Here is an 18,761-nt window from a genome sequence, read left to right as displayed (position 1 = left end):
TTGAAATCAAGAAAAATTGCTTGACATATTATAGTGGTACATGTTGTATAATAACAATGGACTATTTTGCTCATCATAAAAAATGTGATTTAAAACATAAAATATGAGAGTGAAAAGAAAGAACGATGGAATTTTCTTTAAAAAGATTATATGATAGTAACTAAAGTAGTCTAACTCACTTTCACCATTTATGAAGGGGGAAAACGAGATGTCAATTGAAATTAAAACGAAGTACGGTCAAATTGATATTAGTACAGATGTAATTGCAACAATTGCTGGAGGTGCCGCGGTAGATTGCTACGGTATCGTAGGTATGGCATCAAAAAATCAGTTAAAAGATGGATTAACAGACATTTTACGAAAAGAAAACTTCACTAGAGGTGTTATCGTTCGTAAAGATGAAGATGAAGTACATATTGATATGTATATTATTGTGAGCTATGGTACGAAAATTTCAGAAGTAGCACATAACGTGCAGACGAAAGTGAAATATACATTAGATCAAACTGTAGGACTAGCAGTAGATTCTGTAAACATCTACGTACAAGGAGTTAAAGTAATAAACTTGTAATGTGCATTAAGGAGGAAAATCTGTGTCAATTCAAAAAATTGATGGAAAACGTTTATCACAAATGATCATTCAAGGAGCGAATAATTTAACAAATAATGTTCAGCTTGTTGATGCATTAAACGTATTTCCAGTTCCAGATGGCGATACCGGTACAAACATGAACTTATCTATGACTTCAGGCGCACGTGAAGTGAAAGCAAATCCTTCACAACATGCTGGTAAAGTCGGCGTAAGTTTAGCCAAAGGATTATTAATGGGAGCTCGTGGTAACTCTGGAGTTATTTTATCTCAGTTATTCCGTGGTTTCTCAAAATCCATTGAGCAAAAAGAAAAATTAACAACAGTTGATTTTGCTGAAGCTTTAGAAGCTGGAGTAGAAGCGGCTTACAAAGCGGTTATGAAACCGATTGAAGGAACGATTTTAACGGTTGCTAGAGAAACGGGTAAATATGCAGTAACAGTTGCGAAAAAACAGCGCGACTTTGTTTTGTTTATGGAAGACGTTGTGAAAGAAGCAAATGCATCGTTAAATCGTACGCCGGATTTATTACCTGTATTAAAACAAGTTGGCGTTGTAGATAGCGGTGGTAAAGGTCTTGTTGTTGTATACGAAGGATTTTTAGCTGACTTAAAAGGAGAAACAATTTCTTCTGATGCGCCGACGCAACCATCTATGAATGAAATGGTACGCGCAGAACATCACCGTAGTGTACAAAGCCAATTGAGTACAGAAGATATTAAGTATGGATACTGTACGGAGTTCATGGTGAAATTAGAAGCTGAAAAAGTGAAAGAACATAATTTCTCTGAACAAAAATTCCGTGAAGATATTAGTGTGTATGGTGATTCTTTACTAGTTGTATCTGATGATGAGATTGTAAAAGTTCATATTCATGCAGAGCATCCTGGAGACGCTATGAACTATGGACAACGTTACGGTAGTTTAATCAAGATTAAAGTAGAGAATATGCGTGAACAGCATACTGCTTTATTAGATGAGCCTGCTATGATGCCTGAGCCAATTAGCCAGTCTAAAGAGAAGCAACCGTACGGTATCGTAACTGTAGCTATGGGATCTGGTATTAAAACTTTATTTGAGAGCATTGGCGCAACGAAAGTGATCGAAGGTGGCCAAACAATGAATCCAAGTACGGAGGATATTGTGAAGGCGATTGAAGAAGCGAACGCTGAAAAAATCATTATTTTACCGAATAACGGGAATATTGTGATGGCAGCAGAACAAGCAGCGTCAGTTGTCGATCAAGAAGTAATTGTAGTTCGTTCAAAAACAGTTCCTCAAGGTATGGCTGCAATGTTAGCATTTAACCCAGTTGGAACGTTAGAAGAAAATGAAGAAAACATGAAAGAAGCTTTATCTCATGTGAAAACTGGTCAAATTACGTATGCTGTACGTGATACGGAAATTGATGGTGTAGCAATTCAAAAAGATGACTTCATGTGTATTGCAGATGGAAAAATCGTATCAACAAATACTGAAAAAGTAGGAGCTGCAAAGCAATTACTAGAAGCGCTTATTGATGAAGATTCTGAAATCGTAACGATTCTACAAGGTGAAGATGCAACTGATGAAGAAGTAGCTGAGTTAGTTGAATTTGTAGAAGAGAACTTTGAAGATGCAGAAGTAGAAGTACATGCTGGAAACCAACCAGTGTATTCTTTCATCTTCTCTGTAGAATAAGAAAAAATTCGTTTTGAAAATAAATGGATTATTTACTTGCTAATGGATAATAAGTAGTAATATGAAGTTTATTACTAGTTTTTATTCAAAAGGCTAGCATATTGTAGATAAAAAAGAGCCTTGCTGCTAATAGTGAGGCTCTTTTCTTTCGTGTTGCTTATGAGGGATTTGAGTAGTTTCTCTTAGAATGCCTATGATAGAATATATAAGGTGAAAGAGAGCGATTACAGATGTCAATCGCGTTAATGGATAATGAAAGAAAATAATGTGACGGAGCGTGAGAATCTTGAATGAAGTTGTACAAGTTCCTGTTACGGATGTAAAGGGAATCGGAGGAGAAACATCTGAATTACTACACGAGATGGGAATTTATACAGTTTCTCATCTATTAGAGCATTTTCCGTACCGTTATGAAGATTATGCGATGAAAGATCTTGCTGAAGTAAAGCATGATGAACGTGTAACAGTTGAGGGGAAAGTTCATAGTGCTCCTTTACTACAATATTATGGGAAGAAAAAATCGCGTCTTACGGTTCGTGTCCTCGTCGGTCGTTATTTAATTACAGCTGTATGTTTTAATAGGCCGTACTATAAGCAGAAGTTAACTTTAGATGAAACGGTAACGATTACTGGTAAATGGGATCAGCATCGTCAAACGATTGCAGTATCAGAACTTCACTTTGGACCGGTTGTACGTCAACAAGAAGTAGAACCTGTATACTCAGTGAAAGGAAAGCTTACAGTAAAACAGATGCGCCGTTTTATTGCACAAGCGCTAAAGGAGTATGGAGATTCTATAGTCGAAGTGTTGCCTGATGGATTGTTAAGTCGATATAAATTATTGCCACGTTATGAAGCGCTTCGGGCGTTGCATTTTCCGGCAGGACAGGAAGATTTAAAGCAAGCGCGTCGTCGTTTTGTATATGAGGAATTTTTCTTATTCCAGCTTAAAATGCAAACATTACGGAAAATGGAGAGAGAAAATTCGAAAGGGACGAAAAAAGAAATTCCTTCAGCAGAATTGCAAGAGTTTATCGATGCACTTCCGTTTCCGTTAACTGGCGCGCAACGCCGTGTTGTGGATGAAATTATGAAAGATATGACATCTCCTTATCGAATGAATCGTCTGTTGCAAGGTGATGTAGGTTCTGGTAAAACGGTGGTTGCAGCAATTGGTCTTTATGCAGCGAAATTAGCACATTATCAAGGTGCTTTAATGGTTCCTACAGAAATTTTAGCAGAACAACATTATCAATCGCTTGCAGAGACGTTCTCGCACTTTGGTATGAAAGTTGAATTATTAACAAGTTCAGTTAAAGGCGTGAGACGTCGAGAGATTTTGGCAAAATTAGAGCAAGGAGAAATAGATATCCTTGTTGGAACACATGCTTTAATTCAAGATGAAGTTATTTTTCATAGGTTAGGTCTCGTGATTACTGATGAACAACATCGATTTGGTGTAGCACAGCGACGAGTTTTAAGGGAGAAAGGTGAAAGTCCAGACGTATTATTTATGACAGCAACACCAATTCCGCGTACGCTAGCAATTACTGCATTTGGGGAGATGGATGTTTCTATAATCGATGAGATGCCAGCTGGTAGAAAGGTAATTGAAACATACTGGGCAAAACATGATATGTTAGACCGTGTTCTCGGTTTTGTAGAGAAAGAGATAAAAAAAGGAAGACAAGCATATGTTATTTGTCCTCTTATTGAAGAATCTGAGAAACTGGATGTACAAAATGCAATCGACTTACATAGTATGTTGACTCATCATTATCAAGAGAAATGTCAAGTCGGATTAATGCATGGAAGATTATCATCTCAAGAAAAAGAAGAGATAATGGGACAATTTAGTGAAAATAACGTGCAAATTCTTGTATCGACAACAGTTGTTGAAGTAGGTGTGAACGTACCGAATGCGACTGTAATGGTTATTTATGACGCCGAACGTTTCGGTTTATCACAGCTTCATCAGCTGAGAGGGCGTGTTGGCCGCGGTAGTGAACAATCGTATTGTTTATTAATCGCAGATCCGAAATCGGAAACAGGAAAAGAGCGAATGCGTATTATGACCGAAACGAATGATGGATTTGTATTGTCGGAAAAAGATTTAGAGTTAAGAGGTCCTGGAGATTTCTTTGGAAGTAAGCAAAGTGGTTTACCAGAATTCAAGGTTGCTGATATGGTACATGATTATCGAGCGTTAGAAACAGCTAGACAAGATGCGGCGTTACTAGTAGATTCAGAAGCATTTTGGCATAATGATCAATATGCATCGCTACGTACGTATCTTGATGGGACAGGTGTGTTCCAGGGAGAGAAGCTCGATTAAAGGGAGGCAACGAAAGTTTTTGTTGCATTCTACTTTTAATGATTATATACTACTGTTAGTACCTAGTCATAAAAATGGATGGTGCGGTATGAAAAAAAGAAGAAGTAAAAAAGAAAGACAAGAATTATTACAACAAACTATAGAAACGAATCCTTTTATTACGGATGAAGATTTAGCAGAAAAATTTCAAGTGAGTATACAAACCGTACGTCTTGATCGTATGGAATTATCTATTCCTGAATTAAGAGAAAGAATTAAACATGTAGCTACAAAGCAACATGAAGAAGATGTGAAATCTTTACCGTTAGAAGAGGTTGTCGGAGAAATTATCGATATAGAATTAGATAGACATGCGATTTCTATTTTTGAAGTGAAGGTAGAACACGTATTTAAAAGAAATCAAATTGCCCGTGGGCACCATTTGTTTGCACAAGCAAACTCACTAGCTGTTGCAGTTATTGATGAAGAATTAGCATTAACTGCAAAGTCTACCATTCGATACATTCGTCCTGTAAAATTAGGAGAGCGTGTCGTTGCGAAAGCGCGCGTTGAAGATGTAGAGAATGATAAAGGACGGACGATTGTCAAAGTGCGTAGCTTTGTTGGAGAAGAACTTGTTTTTACAGGCACTTTTGAAATGTATCGATCTAGTAATTATAGTGAGGAAGGTAACAACTTATGAAAATCGCAATAGATGCAATGGGCGGCGATCATGCTCCAAAGGCTGTCGTACTAGGGGCAATGAAAGCTATTAAGGAATATTCTGATTTACATATTACGTTAGTAGGGAAAGAAGAGGAAATTCGTCAATACTTAACGAGTGAAGAACGAATTACTATACTTCATACAGATGAAAAAATCGAATCGACAGATGAACCAGTAAGGGCAGTTCGTCGAAAAAAACAAGCTTCAATGGTACTAGCAGCACAGCAAGTGAAAGACGGTGTAGCGGATGCTTGTATATCAGCTGGTAGCACAGGAGCTTTAATGGCGGCTGGATTGTTTGTTGTAGGTCGTATGGAAGGAATTGAGCGACCAGCTTTATCCCCTACAATGCCAACTGTTGATGGAGAAGGTTTTGTTATGTTAGATGTTGGAGCGAACGTTGATGCAAAACCAATTCATTTATATCAATATGCAGTAATGGGATCTGTATATGCTGAGAAAGTAAGAGGGATTAAAAATCCTCGCGTTGGACTTTTAAACGTTGGAACAGAGGATGGCAAAGGTAACGAGCTTTCAAAACAAGTCTTTGCAATGCTTAAGGATGCCCCAATTAATTTCGTTGGGAACGTTGAATCAAGAGATTTATTGCAAGGTGTAGCAGATGTTGTAGTATGTGATGGTTTTACAGGTAATGTAGCACTGAAATCATTAGAAGGAACAGCACTTGCATTATTCTCTATGCTAAAAGAACAGTTAATGAGTTCGTTTACGAGCAAATTAGCAGCAGCGGTATTAAAGCCAAAACTTATGGTATTAAAAGATAAAATGGATTATTCGGAGTATGGAGGAGCGGCATTATTTGGATTGAAGGCTCCTGTCATTAAGGCTCACGGTTCTTCCAATGACCAATCGATATTTAGTGCGATTCGTCAGACGAGAGAAATGGTAGCGAAAGAAGTTATTCCTACTATTTCAAGCGTAATGGAGAAAGAGCCACTCCAATAAGAGGAGGATTTGAAATGGGAAAACTAGCATTTCTTTTTCCGGGCCAAGGTTCACAGGCAGTTGGAATGGGTAAACAGTTAGCAGAGAATAATAAAGAGGTTGCAAATGTATTTGCAAAAGCAGATGAGGTATTGCAAGATTCACTTTCAGAAGTGATTTTTGAAGGGCCGCAAGACAAGCTTACGCTAACAACAAATGCGCAACCAGCCTTATTAACAACGAGTTTTGCTATTTTGACAGCTTTAAAAGAGTATGATATTACACCAGACTTTGTCGCAGGGCATAGTTTAGGTGAATATAGCGCTCTTGTAGCGGCGGGTGCAATAACTTTTGAAGACGCAGTATATGCTGTAAGGAAACGTGGGGAATATATGGAAGAAGCTGTTCCTGGCGGAGAAGGTGCAATGGCGGCTATTTTAGGTGCTGATCCACATATGCTGAAACAAGTTACAGAAGAAGTAACAAGTGAAGGATATGCAGTACAAATTGCTAATATGAATAGTACGAAGCAAATTGTGATTTCTGGAACAAAGCAAGGAGTCGAGATTGCTTCTCAAAGAGCGAAAGAAAATGGTGCAAAGAGAGCTGTTCCGCTTAAGGTAAGTGGACCGTTCCACTCTTCGCTTATGAAGCCAGCAGCGGAGAAATTCCAAAGTGTCTTAAATGAAATTACAATTCAAGATACGAATATTCCGGTTATTGCAAATGTAACAGCAGACGTTATTACAAGTGGTGCGCATATTCAAGAAAAGCTAATCGAGCAGCTCTATTCGCCTGTCTTATGGTACCCATCCATTGAATACATGGTGAGTCAAGGGGTAGATACATTTATTGAGATTGGACCTGGGAAAGTACTTGCTGGACTTATGAAGTCAATTGATTCATCAGTGAAAGCATACGCGATATATGATGAAGAGACATTACAAGATACCATTTCGAATTTGAGAGGAGAAAACTGATGTTAAAAGGGAAAGTAGCATTAGTAACGGGTGCTTCACGTGGAATCGGTCGTGCAATTGCGATTGATTTAGCGAAACAAGGTGCAAATGTTGTAGTAAATTATGCTGGTAACGAGCAAAAGGCAAATGAAGTAGTTGATGTAATAAAGAAATTAGGTTCGGATGCAATTGCAGTAAGAGCAGATGTTGCAAATGCTGAAGACGTTACAACTATGGTGAAACAAACTGTAGATGCATTTGGACAAGTTGATATTCTTGTAAATAATGCAGGTGTAACAAAAGATAATTTATTAATGCGTATGAAAGAAGAAGAATGGGATACAGTTATTAATACAAACCTAAAAGGTGTATTCTTATGTACAAAGGCAGTATCTCGATATATGATGCGTCAACGTCATGGACGTATTGTAAATATCGCTTCGGTTGTCGGAGTAACGGGAAACCCAGGACAAGCAAACTATGTTGCTGCTAAAGCGGGTGTAATTGGATTAACAAAAACATCAGCAAAAGAGTTAGCGAGCCGTAATATTACTGTAAATGCAATTGCTCCTGGATTTATTGCGACAGATATGACAGACGTATTAGATGAAAATATAAAAGCTGAAATGTTAAAATTAATTCCTGCAGCTCAGTTTGGTGAGGCGCAAGATATCGCGAATGCTGTAACATTTTTTGCCTCTGATCAAAGCAAATATATTACAGGTCAAACGTTAAATGTTGATGGTGGTATGGTAATGTAATAAAAGAATCGATTTCAGCTAGTTTTTTTGGACAATATTTAATATAATATTTGAGGGGAGGTGAATGGAATGGCAGATGTTTTAGAGCGTGTAACAAAAATCATCGTTGATCGTTTAGGAGTAGAAGAAACAGAAGTAGTACCAGCTGCAAGCTTCAAGGAAGATTTAGGAGCAGACTCCCTAGATGTAGTAGAACTTGTAATGCAATTAGAAGACGAATTCGAAATGGAAATTTCTGATGAAGATGCTGAAAAGATTGCTACTGTTGGCGATGCTGTGACTTACATAGAGAGTCATCTATAATGCTTGAATGAAGTCCCGTTTTTTAGCGGGGCTTCTCGGCTTATATCTGGAGGGACCTATGCCGTACCGTAAATATAGAGAAAAAAAATACGAAACAAAATATCGTGAAGCGTTTAAAGTATTTCAAGAAAAGATAGGTATTACGTTTACAGATGAAAAATTATTGATTCAAGCATTTACGCATTCATCGTATGTGAATGAGCATCGAAAAAAACCGCATGAAGACAATGAGCGTCTCGAATTCCTTGGAGATGCAGTATTGGAACTTACTGTATCGCAGTATCTGTTTCAAAAATATCCGACAATGAGCGAAGGAGAGTTAACAAAACTACGTGCAGCTATTGTATGTGAACCCTCTCTTGTTCGTTTTGCAAACGAGTTGTCATTTGGTAGCCTTGTTTTATTAGGAAAAGGTGAGGAAATGACAGGCGGACGTGAACGACCAGCTTTATTAGCGGATGTCTTTGAAGCGTTTATTGGTGCCCTTTATCTTGATCAAGGGCTAGAAACAGTATGGGGCTTCTTAAAAGAAATTGTATACCCTAAAATTAATGAAGGTGCTTTTTCTCATGTGATGGATTATAAGAGTCAATTACAAGAGTTGATTCAGCGTGATGGTAGTGGCAATATTGAGTATCAAATTTTGCAAGAAAAAGGACCGGCTCACAATCGAGAATTTGTGTCACGTGTTACGTTAAATAACGTGGCTTTAGGTCTTGGTAGTGGCAAGTCAAAAAAAGAAGCAGAGCAACAAGCTGCTGCAGAAGCGTTGAAAAAGTTAAAAGAACAACTATAAGGAATCCCCCTTTGAATGAGGGGGATTCCTTGTGCATAGAATGAAACTTTCCTTTCGTTTGTAAATGTAAGGAAAGGAAATCCGTATAATAGTTTGTTTTTGTATAAACAACATTTATAGCAACGGAGAATAGGAGGAAGGCCTTTCGTGTTTTTAAAAAGATTAGAAATAGCAGGATTTAAGTCTTTTGCTGAGCGTGTATCTGTTGATTTCGTCCCAGGTGTAACGTCTGTAGTAGGACCTAATGGAAGCGGGAAAAGTAATATTACTGATGCCATTCGCTGGGTACTTGGTGAACAATCGGCAAAATCATTACGTGGTGCAAAGATGGAAGATATTATTTTTGCAGGCAGTGATACGAGAAGAGCAGTTAATGTTGCTGAAGTAACGATAACTTTAAATAATGAGGATCAACGTTTACCGATTGAATATAATGAGGTGTGTGTAACGCGTCGTGTATCTCGTTCTGGTGATAGTGATTTTTATATTAATAAACAATCATGTAGATTGAAAGATATTATCGATTTATTCATGGACTCTGGTATGGGAAGAGAAGCTTTTTCGATTATTAGTCAGGGGAAAGTTGAAGAGATTTTAAGTAGTAAATCAGAAGAACGTCGTGGTGTATTTGAAGAAGCAGCTGGAGTGCTGAAATACAAACTTCGTAAAAAGAAAGCTGAAGGGAAATTAGCAGATACACAAGAAAACTTAAATCGTGTACAAGATATAATTCACGAATTAAGTAGTCAAGTAGAACCTTTAGAAAGACAAGCTTCTATTGCGAAAGATTATCTTGAGAAAAAAGAAGAATTAGAGAAAGTAGAAGCGGCGCTTATTGTACATGAAATTGAAGAATTACATGAGAAATGGGAAGCGCTTCGAAATCAGTTTGGGCATAATAAAAACGAAGAAGCGAAAATGTCAACGCATTTACAAAAAGGTGAAGAAGAGCTAGAGGAATTACGAGGTCAATTACAAGCAGTAGATGAGTCTGTAGATTCCCTGCAAGAAGTACTTCTTCTTTCTAGTAAAGAACTAGAAAAGTTAGAAGGGCAACGTGAGCTATTAAAAGAGAGAAAGCAAAATGCAACGACGCATTGTGCGCAACTCGAACAGTTAATTGTTGAATTAACAGCGAAAGCTACAAGTTATGATGGTGAAATAGAATCAAGTACAGAAGTGTTGATGCAATTTGTAAATCAAGTAAAAGAGTTGGAGACGAAATTGCATGATAATGAGCAAGTACTTGCAACGTTTGCCGACAATTTAGAGGAACAGATTGAGAATTTAAAAGGTGACTATATTGAACTTTTAAATCAACAAGCTAGTCATCGTAATGAATTATCTATGATTGAAGAACAATCTAAGCAACAAAACTCTAAAAATGAACGCCTTGATGAAGAAAATGCGAAATATGTAGAAATGCGTATGGAAATTACAGCGAAAAAGACGAAACTTGTGGAAAGTTATGAACAAGTGAAAGAAAAAGTAGCTGGAATCCTTTCGAATATACAAAAGACAGAAGCGGCACTTGGGAAATGCAAGGCGCAGTATAGTGAAAACGAAACAAAACTGTATCAAGCGTATCAATTTGTACAACAGGCACGTTCTCGAAAAGAAATGCTAGAAGAGATGCAAGAAGATTATTCTGGTTTCTACCAAGGGGTACGTGAAGTATTAAAAGCTAGAGAAAATAGGTTGCAAGGTATCGAGGGTGCTGTTGCAGAACTGCTAACGGTACCGAAAGAATATGAAGTTGCAATGGAAATTGCTCTAGGTGCAGCAATGCAGCATATTGTCGTACAAAAAGAAGAGCATGCTCGTAATGCTATTGCATTTTTAAAGCAAAATAAACATGGACGAGCAACGTTTTTACCACAAGCTGTTATTAAAGGTAGATCGTTATCGTTTGAGCAATTACGTATTGTAAATCAGCACCCATCGTTTGTAGGTGTGGCGGCAGAACTTGTGCAATATAACAATAAATATGAAAATGTAGTTTCGAATTTGTTAGGTACTGTTATTGTTGCAAAAGATTTACGCGGGGCGAATGAGTTGGCGAAACAACTACAATACCGTTATCGCATTGTAACAATCGAAGGTGATGTAGTGAACCCTGGCGGTTCTATGACAGGTGGAGCGGTAAAACAGGCGAAATCTTCTTTATTAGGACGTCAACGTGAGCTAGAAGAGTGGACAAACAAGTTAACTGATATGGAAGAAAAAACGACGAAGTTAGAAAACTTTGTTAAAGCAGTAAAGCAAGAAATTCAAGAAAAAGAAGTACAAATACGCGAACTGAGACAAAGCGTAGAGGTAGAGCGTGTAGAAGAACAGAAATTAAGAGAAGAAATTAGTCGCTTAGAATTAGAAGAACATCGTATTAATGATCGTTTATCAATTTATGATTTAGAGATTGAAGGGTTCTTGCAAGATCAAGTGAAAATGCAAAGGCGTAAAGAAGAGCTAGAAAAGATTTTAGCGACCCTTCAAGCGGAGATTACGGAATTAGATAGCAACATTGCAGCTTTAACAAAACAAAAAAGTGAGCAGCATTCTTCGAAAGAAAAAGTTCAAAAAGAAATGACAGAGTTAAAAGTGTTGGCAGCTGAAAAGCAACAACGCTTATCTAACCAAAAAGAAAAAGTTGAACGATTGACGAAGGAAAAAGAAGAAACAGATGCAACGCTTGTTAAAACGAAAGAGGACTTAGCATTCTTAAAACAAGAAATGACATCGAATTCAAGTGGTGAAGAGCAAATTACGAATATGATTGAGAAGAAAGCATACGATCGTAATCAAACTTCAGAGTTAATTCGCTCTCGTCGTGAACAACGTGTATCGTTACAAGAGAGAGTAGAACAGTTAGAGCGTAATCTGAAAGAGACCACAGGTAAACATAAATACATTCTTGAGATGTTGAAAGATCAAGAGGTAAAAATTAACCGACTTGATGTAGAGTTAGAAAATAGATTACAACATTTACGTGAAACATATACGATTTCATTTGAAGCGGCAAAACTGAAGTATACAATGGTGATGCCTGCCGAGGATGCACGTAAAAAGGTGAAATTAATTAAATTATCTATTGAAGAGCTAGGTACAGTAAACTTAGGAGCAATTGATGAATATGAGCGTGTAGCAGAGCGTCATACATTCTTACTAGAGCAAAAAGATGACCTAGAAGAAGCGAAAACGACATTGCACCAACTTATTACTGAAATGGATGAAGAAATGAAAAAACGCTTTTCTACTACGTTTGAAGGAATTCGAATGGAGTTTCAATCGGTATTCTCTGAATTGTTCGGAGGCGGTAGAGCGGATTTAGTCATGACGAATCCAGAGGACTTATTAAATACAGGTATTGATATTGTAGCGCAACCGCCAGGGAAGAAACTGCAAAACTTAGGTTTGCTTTCAGGTGGAGAGCGTGCTTTAACAGCAATTGCGCTGTTATTTGGTATTTTAAAAGTGCGCCCAGTTCCATTCTGTGTACTAGATGAGGTAGAGGCTGCTCTTGATGAGGCGAACGTTGCCCGTTTTGCCCAGTATTTAAAGAAATTTAGTGATGAGACACAGTTTATTGTAATTACACATAGAAAAGGTACAATGGAAGAGTCTGACGTATTGTACGGTGTAACAATGCAAGAGTCAGGGGTATCTAAACTTGTCTCGGTTCGTTTAGATGATGGAGAAGAACTAGTTGCAAGCAAATAGGAAGGATGGGTCAGTATGAGCTTTTTTAAAAAACTAAAAGAAAAAATTTCGAAACAAACAGATACGGTAACAGAGAAGTTTAAACAAGGATTAGAAAAAACGAGAAATTCATTTGCGGATAAAGTAAATGATTTAGTCTTTCGTTACCGTAAAGTAGATGAAGATTTCTTCGAAGAATTAGAAGAGATTTTAATCGGTGCAGACGTTGGCGTGTCAACAGTAATGGAATTAATTGATCAATTGAAAGAAGAAGTGCAACGCCGTAACATTCAAGATCCAAGAGAAGTACAAGCTGTTATTTCGGAAAAATTAATAGAAATTTATAAAGGCGACAGCGATTTTACTAATGAAGTTAATATGCAAAAAGATGGCTTGACAGTTGTTTTATTTGTTGGTGTTAATGGTGTAGGTAAAACGACAACAATTGGTAAGATGGCTCATAAGTTTAAATCAGAAGGTAAGTCTGTCTTATTGGCGGCAGGAGATACATTCCGCGCTGGGGCGATTGAACAATTAGAAGTGTGGGGCGATCGCGTTGGTGTAGAAGTGATTAAACAAGGATCAGGGTCTGATCCAGCAGCGGTTATGTATGACGCTGTACAAGCTGCAAAAGCACGTAACGTAGACGTATTACTATGCGATACAGCAGGACGTTTACAAAATAAAGTGAACTTAATGAAGGAGTTAGAGAAAGTGAAGCGTGTAATTGAGCGTGAAGTACCAGGAGCTCCTCATGAAGTATTACTTGTTATTGATGCTACAACAGGACAAAATGGTTTAAGTCAAGCGAAAACATTCCGTGAAGCAACGAATGTTACTGGTATTGTTTTAACGAAGTTAGATGGAACTGCTAAAGGTGGTATTGTATTAGCAATCCGTAACGAAATGGATGTACCGGTGAAATTTGTTGGATTAGGAGAACAAATGGATGATCTGCAACAGTTCGATCCAGAACAATATGTATATGGTTTATTTGCGAACTTAGTAGAAACAGAAGAAGTATAAGTGAAAGAAGCGGTATTTTCCGCTTCTTTTTCTATAAAAATATGTGATGTTAAGAAAAAAACTTGACACTCTTTTGTACTCCATGTAAACTAATTCATGTAAAGGGAAATCACTTAACAAAGGATGATCCAACATGCTCGAAAAAACAACGAGAATGAACTATTTATTTGATTTTTATCAATCGTTGTTAACGCAAAAACAAAGAAGTTATATGTCGCTTTATTATCTAGATGATTTATCTCTTGGTGAAATTGCGGAAGAATTTGATGTAAGTCGCCAAGCCGTGTATGATAACATTAAACGGACTGAAGCGATGCTTGAAGAATATGAAGAAAAATTAGTATTACTTCAAAAGTTTCAAGAGCGACAGCGACTTGTTGCAAAGCTAAAACAGCTAATCAGCGAAGAAGAGCATGTGAATGAAGAAATGAAACAAGTTGTTGAAGCTATCGAAAAATTAGATTAGGAGGGCGGCAATATGGCATTTGAAGGATTAGCCGACCGACTTCAACAGACAATGCAAAAAATCCGCGGCAAAGGAAAAGTTTCTGAAGCCGATGTGAAAGAAATGATGAGAGAAGTTCGTCTAGCTCTTTTAGAAGCGGACGTTAACTTTAAAGTAGTAAAAGATTTTGTAAAGCGTGTGTCTGAACGTGCTGTCGGACAAGATGTAATGAAAAGTTTGACACCTGGACAACAAGTAATTAAAGTTGTACAGGAAGAACTTACAGAACTTATGGGCGGAGAGCAAAGCAAAATTGCTGTTGCTAATAAGCCACCGACTGTTATTATGATGGTTGGTCTGCAAGGTGCAGGTAAAACAACGACGACAGGTAAGCTTGCGAATTTGCTTCGTAAAAAGCATAATCGTAAACCTATGCTTGTTGCAGCGGATATTTACCGTCCTGCAGCGATTAAACAGCTTGAAACATTAGGGAAGCAATTGGACATGCCTGTATTCTCTTTAGGAGATCAAGTAAGTCCTGTTGAAATTGCGAAACAAGCGATTGCAAAAGCAAAAGAAGATCATCACGATTATGTTTTAATTGATACAGCAGGTCGCCTGCATATTGATGAAGAACTAATGGATGAATTAGCGAAAGTGAAAGAAGTTGCGAAACCGGATGAAATTTTCCTTGTTGTCGATGCGATGACAGGACAAGACGCGGTTAATGTTGCACAAAGTTTCCATGAACAGTTAGGTTTAACTGGGGTTGTATTAACAAAATTAGATGGTGATACGCGCGGTGGTGCGGCATTATCTATTAAAGCTGTTACAAATACACCAATTAAATTTGCTGGTATGGGTGAAAAACTAGATGCACTTGAAGCGTTCCATCCAGAACGTATGGCATCCCGTATTTTAGGGATGGGAGACGTCTTAACATTAATTGAAAAAGCGCAAGCTACAGTTGATGAAGAGAAAGCAAAAGAACTTGAGCAAAAAATGCGTACACTTTCGTTTACGCTTGACGATTTCCTAGAACAACTTGGACAAGTGCGTCAACTTGGACCGCTTGATGAATTGTTAGGAATGCTTCCTGGTGCAAATAAAATTAAAGGGCTGAAAAATGCACAAGTTGATGAAAAACAAATTGGGCATATTGAGGCAATTATTCGTTCTATGACTAAATTAGAGCGAGAACAACCGGAAATAATCAATGCTAGTCGCAAAAAGCGCATTGCCAAAGGTAGCGGTACAACGGTACAAGAAATCAATCGTTTAATCAAGCAATTTGATGATATGAAAAAGATGATGAAAACGATGACTGGAATGCAAAAAGGTAAGAAAAAAGGACTAGGTGGATTGAAGTTTCCATTCATGTAAGGAAAAAAGATGGCTCTGTTAAGAAAAAATACTTTACAAAGCAATAGTCTTTTTGCTAATATAATTATCTGTGTGAAATAAATTCGGAGGTGCTTTATAAATGGCAGTTAAAATTCGTTTAAAACGTATGGGAGCTAAAAAAACTCCTTTCTATCGTGTAGTTGTTGCAGATTCTCGTTCTCCTCGTGACGGACGTTTCATTGAGGAAATCGGTACTTACAATCCGGTTGCTCAACCAGCTGAAGTTAAGATCAACGAAGAAGCAGCATTAAAATGGTTAGGAAATGGTGCTAAACCATCTGATACAGTTCGTAACTTATTCTCTAACCAAGGTATCATGGAGAAATTCCACTTATCTAAACAAGGTAAGTAATTGAGGCAATGACTATGAAGAAGTTAGTCGAGACGATTGTCAAGCCTCTTGTCGATCATCCTGAAGATGTAAAAGTTACACAGGAACTTTACAACGGAGAGATAAAGTATCGATTAACTGTACATCCTGAGGATGTTGGAAAAGTCATTGGAAAGCAAGGCAAAGTTGCGAAAGCAATTCGAATGCTCTTGTATTCAGTGGGACATCATAATGATGAAAAAGTAACACTGGAAATTCAATAAACGTAAAAAGGGCGAGGAGTTATTTCCTCTCCCTTTTTTAACATTTAAAGAGAAGTTGCATGTTCCATATGTGAAATGGGGATGCTTAATTTATATAGAAACCAGGGGTGACATACTATTTATGACAAAATGGTTTAACGTAGGGAAAATTGTAAATACTCATGGCGTAAGAGGAGAAATTCGTGTAGTTTCTCGTACTGATTTTCCAGAAGAGCGATATAAAGTAGGAAATACATTATACATATCGAATGAAAAAGGTGGAGAGCCCTTCCCAGTAAAGATTACTTCTCATCGTCAACATAAAACATTTGATTTATTGACATTTGAAGGATATGGGAATGTAAATGAAGTAGAACAGTTTAAAGGATCTCTTTTAAAAGTGCCTGAAGATCAATTAGGCGAACTAGCTGAAGGTGAATACTACTATCATGAAATTATTGGTTGCAACGTTGTAACGGAAGAAGGAGAAGCGTTAGGGACAATAAAAGAAATTTTATCTCCCGGTGCAAATGATGTTTGGGTTATTAAACGTCCAAAAGGTCAAGATCTGTTAATTCCTTATATTGATGATGTTGTACTTCAAGTTAACATTGAGAATAAATTAGTAACCATTCATGTAATGGAAGGGCTGCTATAATGAAAATTGACATTTTAACATTGTTTCCAGATATGTTTACAGGTGTGTTTGGATCTTCAATTTTAAAGAAAGCACAAGAAAAAGAAGCGGTAGAGCTTCGTGTGGTCAATTTCCGCGATTATACAACGAGTAAGCATAATAGCGTAGATGATTATCCGTATGGTGGTGGCGCTGGGATGGTATTAACCCCTCAGCCTATTTTTGATGCTGTAGAAGATTTAACGAAAGAGACAGAGCGTAAACCGAGAGTTGTCTTAATGTGTCCGCAGGGTGAAAGATTTACTCAAAAGAAAGCAGAAGAGCTTGCAGAAGAAGAACATTTAATCTTTGTATGTGGACATTATGAAGGATATGACGAGAGAATTCGTGAACATCTCGTGACAGATGAAATTTCTATTGGTGACTACGTATTAACGGGTGGAGAGTTAGCCTCTATGGTTATAACTGATAGTGTCGTACGTCTCTTGCCAGGAGTACTAGGAAATCATGCTTCACAGGTCGAGGATTCGTTTAGTACAGGTTTATTAGAGCATCCTCATTATACACGTCCAGCTGATTTTCGTGGTATGAAAGTGCCCGATGTATTAATGTCAGGAAATCATAAAAATATTGATGAGTGGCGACATAAAGAATCGTTGCGTCGTACGTACACGCGTAGACCGGATTTACTAGAAGAACGAGAATTGTCTAAGCAAGAAAAGAAATGGCTAGAACAGATTAAAGAAGGCAAATAAGGGCTTGATATATTTTCTATTGCAACAGTTCTAGCAATATGCTATTATAACACTTGTGCTGCTGAAATCAGTAGCCGTATTAACGATGTTCCGCTGTAATTTATTTAGACTTTATAAGAGCATCTGTTTAAAGGAGAGAATTTAATATGCAACAATTAATCGCAGAAATTACAAAAGGCCAATTAAAAACTGACCTTCCTTCATTCCGTCCTGGAGACACTTTACGTGTACACGTAAAAGTAGTTGAGGGAACTCGTGAAAGAATTCAGCTTTTCGAAGGTGTTGTAATTAAACGTCGTGGTGGCGGAATCAGTGAAACATTCACAGTTCGTAAGATTTCTTACGGTGTAGGTGTAGAGCGTACATTCCCAGTTCACACGCCAAGAATCGCGAAAATCGAAGTACTTCGCCGTGGTAAAGTACGTCGTGCTAAGTTATACTACTTACGTAACCTTCGCGGTAAAAAAGCACGTATTAAAGAAATTCGATAAGACATGTATGGGAGCTTGTAAATGCACAAGCTCCCTTTTTCCAATCTATATAAAATTTTGATATAATACGAGCAGCTTACATAATCGTGGAGGGGAAAAGCATGAAGAAAGAAAAGAGTTCACTTTGGGAATGGATCAAAGCAATTTTGATTGCTGTTGTATTAGCGGGTGTTATTAGACAGTTTTTCTTTGCGCCAATTCTCGTAGATGGAGTATCGATGGCGTCTACTTTACATGACCGCGATCGAATGATTGTTAATAAAATTGGTTATCACATAGGAGATCCGAAACGATTTGATATTATTGTATTTCGAGCAACGGAAGATAAAGATTATATTAAGCGTATTATTGGCCTACCAGGCGATGAAATAGAGTATCGTAATGATAAACTATATGTTAACGGAAAGGCTTATGAGGAGCCGTATTTAGACAAGCAGAAAAAACAAATTGCTGACGGACCGCTTACATATGATTTTACTCTTGAAGAAATGACAGGGAAGAAAACTGTTCCGGAAGGTCAATTATTTGTTTTAGGCGATAATCGTCGTTTTAGTAAAGATAGCCGTTCGATTGGTACAATTTCAATGGACCAAGTGATCGGAAAAGCAAATATACTATATTGGCCGTTAAAAGATGCTCGTATTGTGAAATAAAAGAAAA

The 18,761-nt window shown here is 37.5% G+C and carries 19 protein-coding genes; all 19 read left to right on the top strand.

All coding sequences use genetic code 11. The features are described from left to right. Window positions 1-208: 208 nt before the first annotated feature. The 19 genes from AAG068_RS19335 to lepB all read left to right on the top strand — a co-directional run bounded on the left by AAG068_RS19335 (window position 209) and on the right by lepB (window position 18,754). The gene (locus AAG068_RS19335; RefSeq protein WP_000021109.1) at window positions 209-571 is read left to right on the top strand and encodes an Asp23/Gls24 family envelope stress response protein; all 363 of its coding nucleotides are present in this window, start codon (window positions 209-211) and stop codon (window positions 569-571) included. A 22-nt stretch (window positions 572-593) separates the two neighbouring features. After that, window positions 594-2,270 (top strand): DAK2 domain-containing protein, encoded by a 1,677-nt coding sequence (locus tag AAG068_RS19330; protein ID WP_342715503.1) that lies wholly within the window; start codon window positions 594-596, stop codon window positions 2,268-2,270. Between the two features lie 286 nt (window positions 2,271-2,556). Continuing rightward, window positions 2,557-4,605, top strand: coding sequence for an ATP-dependent DNA helicase RecG (gene recG / locus AAG068_RS19325; RefSeq protein WP_342715502.1), 2,049 nt, complete (start codon window positions 2,557-2,559; stop codon window positions 4,603-4,605). An 88-nt stretch (window positions 4,606-4,693) separates the two neighbouring features. Continuing rightward, the gene (fapR, locus tag AAG068_RS19320; RefSeq protein ID WP_074619402.1) at window positions 4,694-5,287 is read left to right on the top strand and encodes a transcription factor FapR; all 594 of its coding nucleotides are present in this window, start codon (window positions 4,694-4,696) and stop codon (window positions 5,285-5,287) included. Next, a complete protein-coding gene (gene plsX, locus AAG068_RS19315) occupies window positions 5,284-6,276 on the top strand; it encodes a phosphate acyltransferase PlsX (RefSeq protein WP_000684108.1) in 993 nt (330 codons plus the stop codon). Before fapR ends, plsX begins: the two co-directional genes overlap by 4 nt. A 14-nt stretch (window positions 6,277-6,290) precedes the next feature. Then, window positions 6,291-7,235, top strand: a complete 945-nt coding sequence (gene fabD, locus AAG068_RS19310) for an ACP S-malonyltransferase (RefSeq protein ID WP_342715501.1) — start codon at window positions 6,291-6,293, stop codon at window positions 7,233-7,235. Next, entirely contained in the window at window positions 7,235-7,975 is a 741-nt protein-coding gene (gene fabG, locus AAG068_RS19305) for a 3-oxoacyl-[acyl-carrier-protein] reductase (RefSeq protein ID WP_342715500.1), read from the top strand. The genes fabD and fabG overlap by 1 nt, the downstream gene beginning before the upstream one ends. A gap of 69 nt (window positions 7,976-8,044) precedes the next feature. After that, on the top strand, window positions 8,045-8,278 hold the full coding sequence (gene acpP, locus AAG068_RS19300) for an acyl carrier protein (RefSeq protein ID WP_000786062.1): 234 nt from the start codon (window positions 8,045-8,047) through the stop codon (window positions 8,276-8,278). Window positions 8,279-8,336: 58 nt separating this feature from the next. Continuing rightward, window positions 8,337-9,074 (top strand): ribonuclease III, encoded by a 738-nt coding sequence (rncS, locus tag AAG068_RS19295; RefSeq protein WP_001146876.1) that lies wholly within the window; start codon window positions 8,337-8,339, stop codon window positions 9,072-9,074. Between the two features lie 147 nt (window positions 9,075-9,221). Continuing rightward, entirely contained in the window at window positions 9,222-12,791 is a 3,570-nt protein-coding gene (gene smc, locus AAG068_RS19290; protein ID WP_342715499.1) for a chromosome segregation protein SMC, read from the top strand. Between the two features lie 15 nt (window positions 12,792-12,806). Further along, on the top strand, window positions 12,807-13,796 hold the full coding sequence (ftsY, locus tag AAG068_RS19285; protein WP_000007650.1) for a signal recognition particle-docking protein FtsY: 990 nt from the start codon (window positions 12,807-12,809) through the stop codon (window positions 13,794-13,796). A 133-nt stretch (window positions 13,797-13,929) separates the two neighbouring features. Then, window positions 13,930-14,262, top strand: a complete 333-nt coding sequence (locus AAG068_RS19280) for a putative DNA-binding protein (RefSeq protein WP_000891062.1) — start codon at window positions 13,930-13,932, stop codon at window positions 14,260-14,262. Between the two features lie 12 nt (window positions 14,263-14,274). Next, a complete protein-coding gene (gene ffh / locus AAG068_RS19275) occupies window positions 14,275-15,624 on the top strand; it encodes a signal recognition particle protein (protein ID WP_000863461.1) in 1,350 nt (449 codons plus the stop codon). Between the two features lie 100 nt (window positions 15,625-15,724). Further along, window positions 15,725-15,997: a 30S ribosomal protein S16 gene (rpsP, locus tag AAG068_RS19270; RefSeq protein ID WP_000268750.1), complete on the top strand. Its 273-nt coding sequence runs from the start codon at window positions 15,725-15,727 to the stop codon at window positions 15,995-15,997. Window positions 15,998-16,011: 14 nt separating this feature from the next. Further along, window positions 16,012-16,239 (top strand): KH domain-containing protein, encoded by a 228-nt coding sequence (locus AAG068_RS19265; protein WP_000737397.1) that lies wholly within the window; start codon window positions 16,012-16,014, stop codon window positions 16,237-16,239. Between the two features lie 121 nt (window positions 16,240-16,360). Next, window positions 16,361-16,876, top strand: a complete 516-nt coding sequence (gene rimM / locus AAG068_RS19260) for a ribosome maturation factor RimM (RefSeq protein WP_048530513.1) — start codon at window positions 16,361-16,363, stop codon at window positions 16,874-16,876. Next, entirely contained in the window at window positions 16,876-17,610 is a 735-nt protein-coding gene (gene trmD, locus AAG068_RS19255) for a tRNA (guanosine(37)-N1)-methyltransferase TrmD (protein WP_000686892.1), read from the top strand. The genes rimM and trmD overlap by 1 nt, the downstream gene beginning before the upstream one ends. Window positions 17,611-17,756: 146 nt before the next feature. Further along, window positions 17,757-18,101 (top strand): 50S ribosomal protein L19, encoded by a 345-nt coding sequence (rplS, locus tag AAG068_RS19250; protein WP_001186516.1) that lies wholly within the window; start codon window positions 17,757-17,759, stop codon window positions 18,099-18,101. Between the two features lie 101 nt (window positions 18,102-18,202). Next, on the top strand, window positions 18,203-18,754 hold the full coding sequence (lepB, locus tag AAG068_RS19245; RefSeq protein WP_000711857.1) for a signal peptidase I: 552 nt from the start codon (window positions 18,203-18,205) through the stop codon (window positions 18,752-18,754). Window positions 18,755-18,761: the final 7 nt, after the last annotated feature.

It is taken from the genome of Bacillus paramycoides, from assembly GCF_038971285.1.
GTDB lineage: Bacteria > Bacillota > Bacilli > Bacillales > Bacillaceae_G > Bacillus_A.
This window is presented reverse-complemented; position numbering and strand designations above follow the sequence as displayed.